Here is a 14,156-nt window from a genome sequence, read left to right as displayed (position 1 = left end):
TTATCATTTATTATATTGAGCATTCATAAACTCAATCGCTATACTTACTAATCGAGAAGCGAGTCGAGCGGTAGAATTATCGATATCGTAAGTAGGATTTAATTCCACTAAATCCATACTGATCAATTTACCTGAGTTACAGATGGTTTTTAAAGTTTGTACTGCTACTCCTGGTGCAAAACCAAAAGGAGAAGGTGCACTCACTCCAGGTGCAAAAGCAGATGAAAATCCGTCTAAATCAATAGTTAAATACACATGATCAACTTTGGACATAAAATCCTCTAAAGTCTGTTTTACATTATCCCAATAATTAATATGGTATTCGTGATTTTCAAGATAGGTAACACCTAAACGATCTGCAGTTTCAAACAGATGACGGTTGTTAGCCTCTTTTTGAATTCCTAGGCATAAATAATGAAATTGATCTTGAGGTGCCTCGTGTGCTATTTGATAAAAAGGAGTACCAGAAGTACCTTTATTAGTAACAGCTCTAAGATCAAAATGAGCATCTAGATTGATGATACCTATAGATTTACCTTGTGGTTCTAAATAATCTTTGATTCCGTTAAAATGTGCATAAGCTAGATCATGACCTCCCCCCAGAATAATAGGAAAAGCATTATAAGTTAATAACTCATGTACCATTGCAGCCATGGCACGCTGTGTGTTTTCTAAATCATTATCAAGACATACAATATCACCTACATCGATTAAATGTGTATCGTTATCAAAGTGATTAGAAAGTTTGGCAATCATATTACGGATCGCATTAGGGGCTTGTATAGCACCAGGGCGACCGTGATTTCTTTTTACGCCTTCGTCACAAGCGTATCCTAATAAGGCAAAAGTCTTTTCTTGATTTGAGATGCTAGATAACGCTGTTTGTTCTAGATCGATACAACGTACTTTTTCATGTACATACAATTGGTCGTTTGATGCGCGACCTGTCCAGATTAGTGGATTTGTTTTTTTGTAGGTTTTCATTCCAAATAAATTAAAGACCAATAAGCTTCCCTTAGCTTTTAGGTGTATTATAATGTTGTGTTGTATACGCACAAAAAAGCGATGACAACTTGATATTTAAGCTCGTAAAAGGACATGCCTAATAGGAACTTTATAGTGTTGGGGAGGGCAAAAATAATAGGTATAAATGAAAAAGACTACGTAAAATTTAAAATGTTATTCACGTAGTCTTTTATGAGTTAGTTTTGAAGCGGTTAGAATAATTGATCTAACAAATCGTCTTCTACAATATTAGGAAGCGTCACTTTTAACTCTGGTGTACGTTCCATTTCTCGTTTGATAGCAAACATGGCCTCTTTATTACGAGCCCAAGACCTACGAGAGATTCCGTTATTTACATCATAGAAAAGCATGTTCTTTAGTTTGGCAGAAGCTGCTTCAGAGCCGTCTAGAAGCATACCAAAACCACCATTGATTACTTCTCCCCAGCCTACACCACCACCATTGTGGATAGAAACCCAGGTAGCACCTCTAAAACTATCACCAATAACATTATGCATAGCCATATCTGCAGTAAAGCGGCTACCATCATAAATATTACTAGTTTCGCGATAAGGTGAATCTGTACCACTTACATCATGATGATCTCTTCCTAAAACAACAGGAGCAGAGATATCACCAGATTTAATTGCTTGATTAAAAGCTTCGGCGATTTTTGCTCTACCTTCGGCATCTGCATATAAGATTCTAGCTTGCGATCCTACCACCAATTTATTTTGTTCAGCTTCGTTTATCCAAGTGATGTTATCTTGCATTTGTTGCTGAATTTCTTCTGGCGCTACAGCTTTGATTTCGCTCATTACTTTGGCAGCAATAGCATCTGTTTTTGATAAATCTTCTGGATTTCCAGAGGTACATACCCAACGGAATGGTCCAAATCCATAATCAAAACACATAGGGCCTAAAATATCCTGTACATAAGAAGGATATTTAAAATCAATTCCATTAGGAGCCATGATATCAGCACCAGCACGAGAAGCTTCTAATAAGAACGCATTTCCATAATCAAAGAAATAGGTACCACGAGCAGTGTGTTTGTTTATAGCTTCGGCTTGTCTGCGTAGAGAGTCTTGCACCTTTTCTTTAAATGTTTCTGGAGCAGTACGAATTAACTCATTTGATTCTTCATAAGTCAATCCTACAGGATAATAGCCACCTGACCACGGATTGTGTAATGACGTTTGATCAGATCCTAAATGAATAAAGATATTTTCGTCATAAAAACGTTCCCAAACATCTACGATATTTCCTTGATACGCAATAGAAACAACTTCTTTTTGAGCAACAGCTTCTTTTGCGCGAGTAACAAGTGTATCGATATTATCGATAATTTCGTCTACCCATCCTTGTTCGTGACGTTTTTGAGCAGCATTATGATTTACTTCTGCACAAATGGTGATACAACCAGCAATATTACCTGCTTTAGGTTGTGCTCCACTCATTCCACCAAGACCGGCAGTTAAGAATATTTTTCCAGATGGGGTTTCTCCTTTTTCTAATTTCTTTCTAAAGGCATTCATTACGGTAATAGTAGTTCCGTGTACAATACCTTGTGGTCCAATATACATATAAGAACCAGCAGTCATTTGACCGTACTGAGTAACACCTAAAGCATTAAATTTTTCCCAATCATCAGGTTGAGAATAGTTAGGAATCATCATTCCATTAGTAACAATTACTCTTGGTGCATCTTTTGAAGAAGGGAATAATCCCATAGGATGACCAGAATAGATATGCAAAGTTTGCTCATCTGTCATGGTCGCCAGATATTGCATAGTAAGTAAGTATTGTGCCCAGTTTTGGAACACAGCACCATTACCACCATACGTAATCAATTCTTGAGGGTGTTGTGCTACTGCTGGATCCAGGTTGTTCTGTATCATCAACATGATCCCTGCTGCTTGTGTGCTTTGAGCAGGATATTCATTGATTGGTCGTGCATACATGGTATATTCTGGCATAAAGCGATACATATAGATACGACCATATTCGTTCAATTCTTGAGCAAATTCTGGTGCTAATTCTGCATGCCAAGCTTCAGGAAAATAACGCAACGCATTGCGAATTGCTAATTTCTTTTCGTCTGTCGATAATATATCTTTTCGCTTAGGCGCGTGATTTATAGTTGGGTCGTATTCTTTCTTTGGCGGAAGCTCATTAGGAATACCTTGTAATAGTTGTTCTTTAAAAGTCATAGTTTTATGTTGGTGTTGTCTTTATTGTACTCGTTTACCATTTTTCCATACTTGCTGTGGTGTTAATTTACCTTGGTGGTAAAAAATCTCATTCACATGATGTGTAGGGAAAAGGTTAAAATCGGCTAAATATCCTTGAGCTAATCGTCCGCGATCATCAAGCTTTAAAGTATATGCCGCTCTATAAGTGATTCCTGCTAATAGTTCTGCATTGGATAATTTCTGGAAAGTCCCTAAAATAGCAGCTTGCATCAATAAATCACCCATAGGAGCAGAGCCAGGATTCCAATCACTAGCTATGGCTACAGCACCACCAGCATCAAGAATCTGACGCGCAGGAGTAAAAGCACATCCCAATCCGATAGAAGCTCCAGGTAAGGCTGTACTTACTATATCGCTATGTGCTAGTAATGCGATTTCTTTTTCGGTACTCGCTTCTAAGTGATCTGCACTTACCGCATTAAATTTTACAGCAACTTCACTACCACTTGTGCTAAATTGATCTGCATGTACTGTGATATCGAATCCCATTTCTTGAGCTTTTTCAAAATAAGGAGTTACGACCTCATTAGAAAAAGCTTCTTCTTCGATAAAAGCATCAATACGATTGGCTAAGTTTTCCTCCTTTAGAATAGGAAAAACTTTTTCACTAATCTCGGCTAAATAAGCAGCGTGGTCTCCATCAAAATCTTTAGGCAAAATATGTGCTGCAAGACAGGTAGGAATTAAATCGGCTTCTACTTGTGGAGTAGCATCTTTTATCGCACGAAGCATTTTTAATTCTTCGTCTACCGATAAACCATAACCACTTTTTACTTCGATAGTAGTAACTCCAGAAGCTAAGTGTCGATTAGCTCTAGCAATAGTATTTTGTGTTAAAGTCTCTTGAGAAGCTTTACGAGTTTGCGTAACGGTATCCCAAATACCACCACCAGCTTTGGCAATTTCTAAATACGTTTTACCTGCATTTCGCATGGCATAATCGTTTGCTCTAGAACCTCCAAAACATATATGCGTATGTGAATCTACAAATCCAGGAACAGCTACATAATCTCCATCGAGTTCGATTAACTCAGGTTGTAACGTTGTAGTTGTTGCTTTTAAAGTTTCATAAGTGTCTACACGTTCAATATGCTCATCTTTGATTAAGATACCTGCTTGTGCAATAGAACTAAGACTCTCGTCTTTTAAAGCTCCTTTAAGCGGTAATTTATCAAGTGTGATAAGTTGTGTAATAGGACCTATTAATTTATATACAGCCATGAGTTTTGAATTAGTAGTTTTCGAATTCGCTATCAAATTCGGTAGCTAAGTTGATATTTTCTTGTGTAGCCATGCTTTGTGCTAGTTGAATAAGCTGTTGTGATTTGATAATAGCAATACCTTTTTCGATATCATCTGCAAATACGCGATCTACAGCAGCAAAATCCACTTCTTGACGTAAGGTCTGATGAATCTCATTAAGAATTGCTCCAGATTTAAGTGGTTTTCTATAGTCAAATGCTTGTGCAGCAGTTAATAATTCAATAGCTAATATTTTTTCTACATTGTCTAATACTCTTAAAGCTTTACGACCACCTATAGATCCCATACTTACATGATCTTCTTGACCTAGAGAAGTCGGAATACTATCTGCACTAGAAGGGAAACACAGTCCTTTGTTTTCACTAGCCAAAGCAGCTGTAGTATATTGTAAAATCATATATCCCGAATTGATACCAGTATCTTCCATTAATAATTTAGGAACCCCTGGAGAATTACCTTCAAGAGCAAGATAGATACGACGGTCAGATATATTTCCGATTTCTGAAGCAGCCAAACAAGCATAATCAATAGCCATAGCCAATGGTTGCCCGTGGAAACTACCCCCACTAATAGTAAGTTCTTCGCTAATTACAATAGGGTTATCTGTAACCGAGTTAAGTTCGATTTCGACTAATTCTTTAAGGTGTAGCCAAGCATTACGTGATGAACCATGTACTTGAGGAATACAACGTAAAGAATACGGATCTTGTACACGGTCACAATTAGCATGATCATCCATGATTTCTGATCCTTCTAATAGTGATTTAACACGTGCAGCTACGTGTTTATTTCCTTTATAGGGTCTTAGATTATGCAACTCTGAAAAGAAAGGCTTGATTGATCCTTGAAGTCCTTCGATCATCATTGCACCTATGATATCAGCTTGTGTTAAACAAGAATGTAATTTCTCAACAACCTTAACAGCGTGAGCAAGGATAAATTGCGTACCATTAATAAGTGCTAATCCTTCTTTTGGACCTAATTCAATAGCAGATAAACCTGTTTTTTCAAATAGGGTAGCGGTTGTGATTTCTTCTCCTTGGTATTGTACTTTACCTAAACCAATAAGAGGTAAGAATAAATGAGATAATGGTGCTAAATCACCAGATGCTCCTACAGAACCTTGACTAGGAACTACAGGAATTGCATCGTTATCAATATGCCATAAGATACGATCCGAAGTCGTTTCTGCTATACCAGAAAACCCTTTAGCTAGTGATTGTAACTTAAGAATCAACATTAATTTTGCAATTTCTGTAGCTATAGGTTCACCTACGCCAACACTGTGACTTTGTAGGATATTAGTTTGTAGTATACGTGTTTCTTCTTTAGAAATCATAGTTGTACAAAGCGGACCAAAACCAGTATTGATTCCGTATACAGCTTCTCCTTTTTGTACGATATTTTCTACTACCTGACGGTTTGCATTGATTTTTGCTCTAGCTGAATCTGAGATAATCCCTTGAATTTCATTGCGAGCAATAGCTAATGCTATTCCAGAAGTTAAATACCCTTCTCCTAGTAAAAATTGTTCTTTTGACTGTGCCATTATAGTTAAGTGTCTTGTTCTTTTTTATACGACTAAAATAATATGTAGTTTTGATACTTGGAAATACTAATTTTATCAATAACTAATAACTGTGGGTTATCAATTAGAATTACGACATTTTAAATATTTTATGGCTGTTGCCGAAGAGTTACATTTTAGAAAAGCAGCAGAACGTTTGCATATTTCACAGCCAGGATTGAGTAGGCAAATACGACAAATGGAAGAGATTTTGGATGCAGAATTATTTGTAAGAGATAAGCGAAATGTGGTATTAACTCCAGCTGGAGCATACCTTAAAGACGAAATTGCTTTTATTTTAAATCATTTAGAATTTACTAAGAGACATGTAAGTATGATTGATAAGGGAAGTGAAGGGGAATTGCGAATTGGTTTTTTAGGATCTGCTATGCAAAATGTAATACCAGAATTATTATTGCGTATGAATGAGGAGTTTCCAAAATTGAAATCAAGTCTAGAAGAAATGTCCAATCACGATCAAGTAAAAGCCATTCAAGAAGACGAATTGGATATTGGTTTTGTGAGATTAGCTCGAGTTCCAGGTGGTTTGTATAGACAACCGGTATTTACAGATACGTTTTCGTTAGTTGTGCCCAAAAGTTTGAATTTAGATGAATCAAATTTTAAAGGAATTGAACAAGTAGCCCAAGAAAACTTTATTCTATTTTCAGCAGATTATAGTTCTGATTATTACAATAAAATTATGAGTATATGTGATGATGCTGGATTTGTACCTAGGGTATCACATAAATCAGTTCATGCACAAACGATCTTTAAATTAGTAGAAAGTGGTTTAGGAGTAGCCATAATACCTACATCATTACAACATGGATATGATCTTGCTATAAGGTTTATTGAATTAAAGAATATACCACAAGAAGCAGTGCTTTCGGTTATTTGGAAAAAGGATAATAGAAATCCTGCTTTACAAAGGATACAACAATTTTTTAAAGAATAGAAAGAGAAAAAGAGGTCTAAATCAGACCTCTTTTTTTCGAATATATTATAGTATTTATTTTTTAGTGACCTACGTGACATCCACAACCAGGTAGTGTAAAACTCTGTGCTTGCTCATGCCATTCAAAAGCACCATTATATTTGTTGTTTTCCCAATAAAACTTAGTACGTTTTTTATCAGTATTACCGATTTCGTTCATAGTTTCTGTATCGTATAAACGACCATTAACCATAGTATAACGTACGGTATTCGTATTTTGAATATCTTCTAGTGGATTTTTCTCTAGAACAATTAAATCGGCTAATTTTCCTTTTTTCAAAGAACCTATTTCTTTTCCTGCACCAATATAATTAGCACCATTGATAGTCGCAGCTTGTAAAGCTTGTAGGTTAGTCATACCACCTTGATGAAGCATCCATAATTCCCAATGCGCGCCAAGTCCTTGTAATTGTCCATGAGCACCTAAATTAACCTTAACACCGTTATTAGCCAATGCGGTAGTTGCTTTAGAAGTAAGGATATGACCATTTTCATATTCTTCGTCAGGAATCATAGTACGGTGTCTTGCACGTGCATCGATTACAGCTCTAGGAGTGAATGTTAATAATTTTTCGTTTTCCCATACATTGGTTTTTTGATACCAATAATATTCACCTGTCATTCCAGCGTAATTTACAACTAGCGTAGGAGTATAGCCAGTTTTACTATTTCCCCATAATTCTAAAACATCTTTATATACTGGAGCAACAGGAATGTTGTGTTCTACACCCGTATGACCATCCATGATCATAGACATATTGTGATAAAAAGTTGAACCTCCTTCTGGTACTACATTAATACCTAATTCACGCGCAGCTTGCATTACTTGTTGACGCTGTTCACGGCGAGGCTGATTGTAACTTTTTACAGAGGTAGCCCCAAATGCTTTAGTACGACGAATAGAAGAGCGTGCATCATCAACATTATTGATAACTGCTTTAAAATCGCCATCTGCTCCATATAAAATAAAACCAGTAGAATATAATCTTGGACCTACAGTATTTCCGCTTTTTACCAATTCTGATAAACTAAATACAGTTTCTGTATTTGTAGATGGGTCATGAGCTGTAGTAACACCAAAAGCTAAATTTGCATAAAATTGCCAATGTTTTTGAGTGCTTAATCCATATCTAAAGGCACCTATATGAGCGTGAGCATCAACAAGTCCTGGCATAATAGTTTTTCCAGAAGCATCAAAAACCTTTGCATCACTAGGTACTTTTACTTTTGAAGCATCTCCTATAGCTTCAATCTTATTTTGATTAATAACGATAGTACCGTTTTCTATTACTTTATCACCTTCCATAGTAATGATACGTGCATTAGTAAAAGCAATTGTTCCTTGTGGTACATCTGTAGGTTGTACTAGGTTAATTTTAATTCCTTTGATATCCATTTCAGGTAATTCTTCTGGTGCATTAGGAAGGAAACTAAAACGGTTTTTTAGTTCGTTTGAGAAATACTCATCACCTAATGTCCAATATACCTGTTTACTATCTGGAGACCAATGTAAATTTACACCTGCATCACGTGCAATCTGAGATACAGGAACCGATGTCGACTTATTATCTAGTGTAATTGTTTTACCATTGATATTTAATGGTGCAACATAAGCTTTATGCAAGTGAGAAAAAGCTATCCAATTATTATCAGGACTAGGTACTAGACGGTTTGCGTATTTTGAAGAAACGTGAGTACGTTTTTCTTTACCATTAAGATTTACACTAAGTAGTTTTTTTGTTAAACTTCCAAAATATGTCCCACCAGTTTGATAAAAAATGCGGTTACCATCTTTTGTAAATGTAGGATACTGTCCTTCATCAATAACAAACTTTATGTTAGCTCCGTTTGCATCCATCGTATAGATTCCAGATTTTTTGGTAAAAATCCTTCCTTGATCACCATTACCAGATTCTTTTAAGAAGACAATCTTTTTAGCATCAGGAGAAAAAGATGGCGTACGATAGATTCCTTTCTGAGCAGTTAATTTTGTAGGAGCACCTCCATTAACATTTACTTTTACAATACTACCTAGGTTTTCGTCATTCCATGTAACAAATACAATTTCTGATCCATCAGGAGAGAAATTTGGTTCTGCTTCAAAATCTTGTCCTTGTGTTAAACGCTTAGGAGTTCCATCAGGAAGTGATTTGGTCCATACATATCCCAAAGCATTAAAAGCAACAGTTTTTCCGTCTGGAGAAGTTACTGCATTACGTATAGCTTTTGCTGTAAATGTTTTAGGTGAAACAGGATTATTAAAATGTACTGTTTCTGCAATTTTGATAGTTGCATCAACCGTAAACGGAATTTCGGTAACGTTTAAAGTATTGATATTGATTTTATTGATTTTTCCGTGAGACCAGAATACGATTTCTTCGTTATTAGGCATCCAGTTATAATCTGGGAAAACACCAAAAATAGCCCATGCTTCTTGTTGATCTTTATTAAGTTTATCATAGATAGGCCATTCTTCGCCAGTTTCTAAGTCATGAATAAACAAAACGGATTTTGTGCGAACACGACGTACAAAAGCTAGTTTTTTACCATCTCTAGATATTTGCGGACTAGCAGCTCCTCCTGGACCACCAGTAATTCTCTTAGTTTCCCCAGTAACAAAATCATAACGATTAATGACATAGATCTGTTTATTAGGATCTTTGTTGTATTGAAAATACCCTCCAGGATACATATCTTCGTCATAATACATATAACGCCCATCTGGAGATATGGTAGGTTCGTTTACATCTTGTTGATCATTTTTACGTTTTGTTAATTGAACTCCAGAACCTCCAGTAATGTGATATTGCCACATTTCTCCAGCTCCCAAAGAACGCTCTGAGCTAAAATGTTTTCTAGCCACGATATAATTACCATTAGGCATCCATACACCGTTATTTAATAGTCTAAAGTTTTCTTTTGTAACTTGTTTTGCTCCAGAACCATCGGTATTCATTAACCACATATTATCACCACCACCAGCATCACTGGTAAATAGAATTTGTTTTCCGTCTGGGCTAAAGCGTGGTTGTACTTCAAACGGAATTCCTGTTCTAAGTGGAGTAGCTTTTCCTCCTGTTATAGGTAGAGAATAGATATCTCCTAATAAATCGAAAACTAATGTTTTTCCGTCTGGACTTACATCAACATTCATCCAAGTTCCCTCTGAGGTACTAAACTTATGATTTTTGTACTTGAATGCAGCACCTGGATTGGCTACATCCCATTTTTTGTCTTTTTCTTGCGCTTCTGCACTAAAAAGGGTGACAACCCCTAGTAGTATTCCTAAAAACTTTTTGTGCATAAGATGATTATTTAATGAAAAACCGAAAATATAAATTTTATAATACATCTTATCTTAAAGTGGTGTTAAGGCAAATATTACATCAATAAGAAGAAATTTAAATTTTGAGTTTGATTATTAGTGTGTTAATAATTAAATAATCCTTTTGTATTGTTAATGCTAAAGAAAAATAAATGTAAAAAAAACATTAAAATTGAGTTACTATTTTTATTGATAGTAATACTATCGTATATTTGTGCGATACTATTAATTACAACAAACAGTATAATTTGATTTTTTAAATTGTAGTGAATCTGAAAACAAATAACATAGCGTATATTTTAAGAAGCTTGATATGCTTGTTTGGGTTAATCATTGTATTAATTCAACCAGCGCATCAAACTATAGCTATGTTGTTACAAGATCATACAGAAGTAACTGCTCTTTATGAATATGATGAAGATGCAGAGGAAAAAGAAAAAAATCAAGAAGATACCGAAGATCAAAAGACTAAGCTTTTAATCATAGCTGAACACGATTATATTTTTGACCACATCAAGAGATATAAGAATATCTCTGCTAATCAATTATATACTATTATAGCTATTGATATTTTGATTCCGCCACCGGATATGGCATAACAAACTCTTCAAATTAATGTTCGAATTTCGATGAACATTACACTTAAAATTTAATATCAACGAAATAGTATTTAAGACAAGATTTTCTACTTTAAATACACTTTTTTTACGTTTAATTTCGATCAAATGAAAGAAATCATTTCACCGTGGAAACGTTTTATCAATCTATTAAAACTTGATAGAAAAGATATTCTACATATATGTTATTACGCTATATTTTCTGGATTTGTAGCGCTTACATTACCTATAGGAATTCAGGCAATTATTAATTTTATGCAAAGTGCCCAAGTTTCTACTTCTTGGATTATTCTAGTATTTTTGGTAACACTAGGAGTTGCTTTTCAGGGAGTTTTACAACTCATGCAAATGCGTATTCTAGAGCAAATGCAACAAAAGATTTTTACACGAGCTTCTTTTGAGTTTGCTTATCGATTCCCAAAAATTAAGATGCAGGAATTATATAATTATTATCCGCCTGAGTTAGCCAATCGTTTTTTTGATGTGTTAACGATCCAGAAGGGATTGTCAAAACTATTGATAGATTTTCCTTCGGCGATATTACAAATTGTATTAGGATTGATTTTATTATCATTTTACCATCCGTTTTTTATTATTTACGGACTACTTTTGGTAGTACTTATCTATGTCATTTTTAAGTTTACAGCGCTTAAAGGTTTACAAACAAGCTTGGCAGAATCTAAGAGTAAATATAAGGTAGCGCATTGGATTCAAGAGATAGCTCGATCATTAATTAGTTTTAAACTTTCTGGAAGTACAGATTTTTCTATGTATAAAAATGATGAATTAACAGTGAGTTATCTTGAAGCTAGAGAGAATCATTTTAAAGTTTTAATCACGCAATTTATACAGATGATTGGTTTTAAAGTTCTAGTAACTGCTGGATTATTAATCATAGGAGGATTATTGGTCTTAAATCAACAAATGAATATAGGTCAATTTGTAGCTTCAGAGATTATTATACTATTAGTAATCACATCTGTAGAGAAAATTATCAAGGGATTAGAATCGTTTTATGATGTGTTGACTTCTTTAGAAAAAATAGGACAAGTAGTAGATAAAGAACTTGAAGTACAAACAGGAGTTGTTCCTTTTGATAATGGAGAAGATTTAAAAATAGAATTAAAAGATTTAATATATCAAAAAGGGAATTCGATCAAGATTTTGGATGGTATAAACTTGGATATTGTCAGTAGTGATAGAATATTACTTGAAGGAAAATCTGGATCAGGAAAAACGACCTTACTCAAAGTGATTTCTGGATTAGTGCAACCTACTTATGGAGGATTTTATGTAAATGATGTCTCTATTAATGGTATCTGGCTCAATAAATATAGAATGTTTGTAGGGCAAACACTACCAGAACAACTTCCGTTTGAAGGGACTATTTTGGAAAATATCACTTTAGGAAATCCTAATATAGATAGAAAGAAATTATACGATATATTAAAGCATTTAGGGCTATTAGCATTTATTAAAGAGCAGCCTAAAGGATTGGATACCATGTTGTTTTCTGAAGGACAACAGATGTCTTTCACGACTTCTAAACGAATACTTTTGGCTAGAGCCATAGTAAACGAACCTAAGATTTTATTACTCAAAGATCCTTTGGACGCATTTGAAGAAGAAGAGGCTTTATCAATTATGAGTTATTTAACTGCTCCAGAGCGTCCATGGGCGTTAATAGTAGCAAGTAAAAATAAGCTTTGGAAAAAGTATTGCAAGCGTAAAATTAGATTGGATAACGGGAAAATAACTTTAAACACGACTCAAAATGCTTAATATATCTCACGATAAACTCAATAAGAAGGTATCGCTCAAGTCTTATAAAGCACATCAAAGAGCGTTTACTGGTAAATACTATAATTTATTCAATAAGTTACTGGGGTTGTTTTTGATCTTAGTATTTATTCTACTGTTTTTGCCTTGGACACAAAATGTTTCAGGAAATGGATTTGTGACTACATTAACATTGGATCAACGTCCACAAACAATTCAGTCACCAATTCCTGGTAGAATTGAAAGATGGTATGTAAAAGAAGGTGATTTGGTTAAAAAAGGAGACACGATTGTATTTATTTCAGAACTTAAAAATGAATACCAAGATCCTAATTTATTAGAACGAACAAGAGCGCAGCAGCAGGCAAAAAGCGAATCTGTTATATCTTATCAAGGTAAAATCACAGCTTTGGAAAATCAGGTAGCAGCTCTACAAAAAGAAAAAGTGATTAAAGTTTCTCAAGCGAAAAATAAGTTAAATGAATTGAAACTTGAGATACAGAGTGATAGTATACAGTTGATAGCGCTTAAAAACAATTTAAATATTGCTCAAGAGCAATATAAGCGTACAGCATCTTTATTTAATGAAGGGATTAAATCAAAAACTGATCTCGAATTAAAAAAGCTCAAGATGCAAGAGCTGGAAGCAAAAATGATTTCGAAAGAAAATAAAGTTTTAGCAAATAAAAATAAATTAAGCAATGCCACTATAGAAATTAATAGAGTTATAGTTGCTTATGATGATAAAATAGCCAAATCAGAGAGTAGTAAATACACAGCTATATCTGATCAAAACGAAGCTAAAGCTCAGGTTGCAAAGCTAGAGAACCAATCTACAAATTATGAGATACGTAGTGGATTATATTATATCACTGCACCTCAAGATGGAATTATCAATAAAGCAATACGAAGTGGTATAGGAGAAAACTTTAAGGCAGGAGAACCACTAGTAGGTATTATGCCTGCAAATTATGCACTTGCTGTAGAAACATATGTTAGTCCTATTGATTTGCAATTATTACACATAGGTGAAAAAGTTAGAATACAGTTTGATGGGTGGCCAGCAATTTTCTTTAGCGGTTGGCCTAATACTTCTTTTGGAACGTTTGCAGGAAAGATTATCGCTATAGAAAACTTTATTAGTAGCAATGGTAAATTTAGAGTATTAATAGAACCAGATCCCGAAGAAGAAGCTTGGCCAGATCGCATACGTATAGGTTCGGGAGCTTATACAATCGCATTGTTAGAAGAAGTGCCTATATGGTATGAGCTATGGCGAAAATTAAATGGTTTCCCTCCTAATTATTATGAAGTGAAAACTGCAGAAGCATCAAAAACAAAAAAGTAA

Annotated in this window: 9 protein-coding genes; 4 read left to right on the top strand and 5 right to left on the bottom strand. The window is 34.7% G+C overall.

Annotated elements, in window-relative coordinates; all coding sequences use genetic code 11:
- Positions 1-3 precede the first annotated feature (3 nt).
- The 4 genes from hutG to hutH all read right to left on the bottom strand — a co-directional run bounded on the left by hutG (position 4) and on the right by hutH (position 6,072).
- Positions 4-984, bottom strand: a complete 981-nt coding sequence (gene hutG, locus ACYEKI_RS09375; RefSeq protein WP_459210928.1) for a formimidoylglutamase — start codon at positions 982-984, stop codon at positions 4-6.
- A 233-nt stretch (positions 985-1,217) separates the two neighbouring features.
- A complete protein-coding gene (locus ACYEKI_RS09370) occupies positions 1,218-3,218 on the bottom strand; it encodes a urocanate hydratase (RefSeq protein WP_459210927.1) in 2,001 nt (666 codons plus the stop codon).
- Positions 3,219-3,239: 21 nt separating this feature from the next.
- Positions 3,240-4,481: an imidazolonepropionase gene (gene hutI / locus ACYEKI_RS09365; protein WP_459210926.1), complete on the bottom strand. Its 1,242-nt coding sequence runs from the start codon at positions 4,479-4,481 to the stop codon at positions 3,240-3,242.
- A 10-nt stretch (positions 4,482-4,491) separates the two neighbouring features.
- Positions 4,492-6,072, bottom strand: a complete 1,581-nt coding sequence (hutH, locus tag ACYEKI_RS09360) for a histidine ammonia-lyase (protein ID WP_459210925.1) — start codon at positions 6,070-6,072, stop codon at positions 4,492-4,494.
- Positions 6,073-6,163: 91 nt separating this feature from the next.
- On the opposite strand from hutH, the gene ACYEKI_RS09355 reads away from it, so the two are divergent.
- Positions 6,164-7,048: a LysR family transcriptional regulator gene (locus tag ACYEKI_RS09355; RefSeq protein ID WP_459210924.1), complete on the top strand. Its 885-nt coding sequence runs from the start codon at positions 6,164-6,166 to the stop codon at positions 7,046-7,048.
- Positions 7,049-7,109: 61 nt separating this feature from the next.
- On the opposite strand, the gene ACYEKI_RS09350 is transcribed toward ACYEKI_RS09355, so the two are convergent.
- Positions 7,110-10,391 carry an amidohydrolase family protein gene (locus ACYEKI_RS09350; RefSeq protein WP_459210923.1) on the bottom strand — a complete coding sequence of 1,094 codons (3,282 nt, stop codon included), beginning with the start codon at positions 10,389-10,391 and terminating at the stop codon, positions 7,110-7,112.
- A 287-nt stretch (positions 10,392-10,678) separates the two neighbouring features.
- On the opposite strand from ACYEKI_RS09350, the gene ACYEKI_RS09345 reads away from it, so the two are divergent.
- The 3 genes from ACYEKI_RS09345 to ACYEKI_RS09335 all read left to right on the top strand — a co-directional run bounded on the left by ACYEKI_RS09345 (position 10,679) and on the right by ACYEKI_RS09335 (position 14,156).
- Positions 10,679-11,011, top strand: coding sequence for a hypothetical protein (locus ACYEKI_RS09345; protein WP_459210922.1), 333 nt, complete (start codon positions 10,679-10,681; stop codon positions 11,009-11,011).
- 126 nt (positions 11,012-11,137) lie between these two features.
- Positions 11,138-12,811 (top strand): peptidase domain-containing ABC transporter, encoded by a 1,674-nt coding sequence (locus ACYEKI_RS09340; protein ID WP_459210921.1) that lies wholly within the window; start codon positions 11,138-11,140, stop codon positions 12,809-12,811.
- Positions 12,804-14,156 (top strand): HlyD family secretion protein, encoded by a 1,353-nt coding sequence (locus ACYEKI_RS09335; protein WP_459210920.1) that lies wholly within the window; start codon positions 12,804-12,806, stop codon positions 14,154-14,156. The genes ACYEKI_RS09340 and ACYEKI_RS09335 overlap by 8 nt, the downstream gene beginning before the upstream one ends.

Origin of the sequence: Aquimarina rhabdastrellae, assembly GCA_947387485.1 — a bacterium.
GTDB lineage: Bacteria > Bacteroidota > Bacteroidia > Flavobacteriales > Flavobacteriaceae > Aquimarina.
The sequence above is the reverse complement of the archived record's forward strand: the minus strand, read 5'-3'. Positions and strand labels throughout refer to the sequence as shown.

What these genes read in the sequence shown, in the direction of transcription:
- hutG (WP_459210928.1), bottom strand. Translation starts at nt 984, where the DNA reads ATGAAAACCTACAAAAAAACAAATCCACTAATCTGGACAGGTCGCGCA.
- ACYEKI_RS09370 (WP_459210927.1), bottom strand. Translation starts at nt 3,218, where the DNA reads ATGACTTTTAAAGAACAACTATTACAAGGTATTCCTAATGAGCTTCCG.
- hutI (WP_459210926.1), bottom strand. Translation starts at nt 4,481, where the DNA reads ATGGCTGTATATAAATTAATAGGTCCTATTACACAACTTATCACACTT.
- hutH (WP_459210925.1), bottom strand. Translation starts at nt 6,072, where the DNA reads ATGGCACAGTCAAAAGAACAATTTTTACTAGGAGAAGGGTATTTAACT.
- ACYEKI_RS09350 (WP_459210923.1), bottom strand. Translation starts at nt 10,391, where the DNA reads ATGCACAAAAAGTTTTTAGGAATACTACTAGGGGTTGTCACCCTTTTT.
- ACYEKI_RS09340 (WP_459210921.1), top strand. Translation starts at nt 11,138, where the DNA reads ATGAAAGAAATCATTTCACCGTGGAAACGTTTTATCAATCTATTAAAA.
- ACYEKI_RS09335 (WP_459210920.1), top strand. Translation starts at nt 12,804, where the DNA reads ATGCTTAATATATCTCACGATAAACTCAATAAGAAGGTATCGCTCAAG.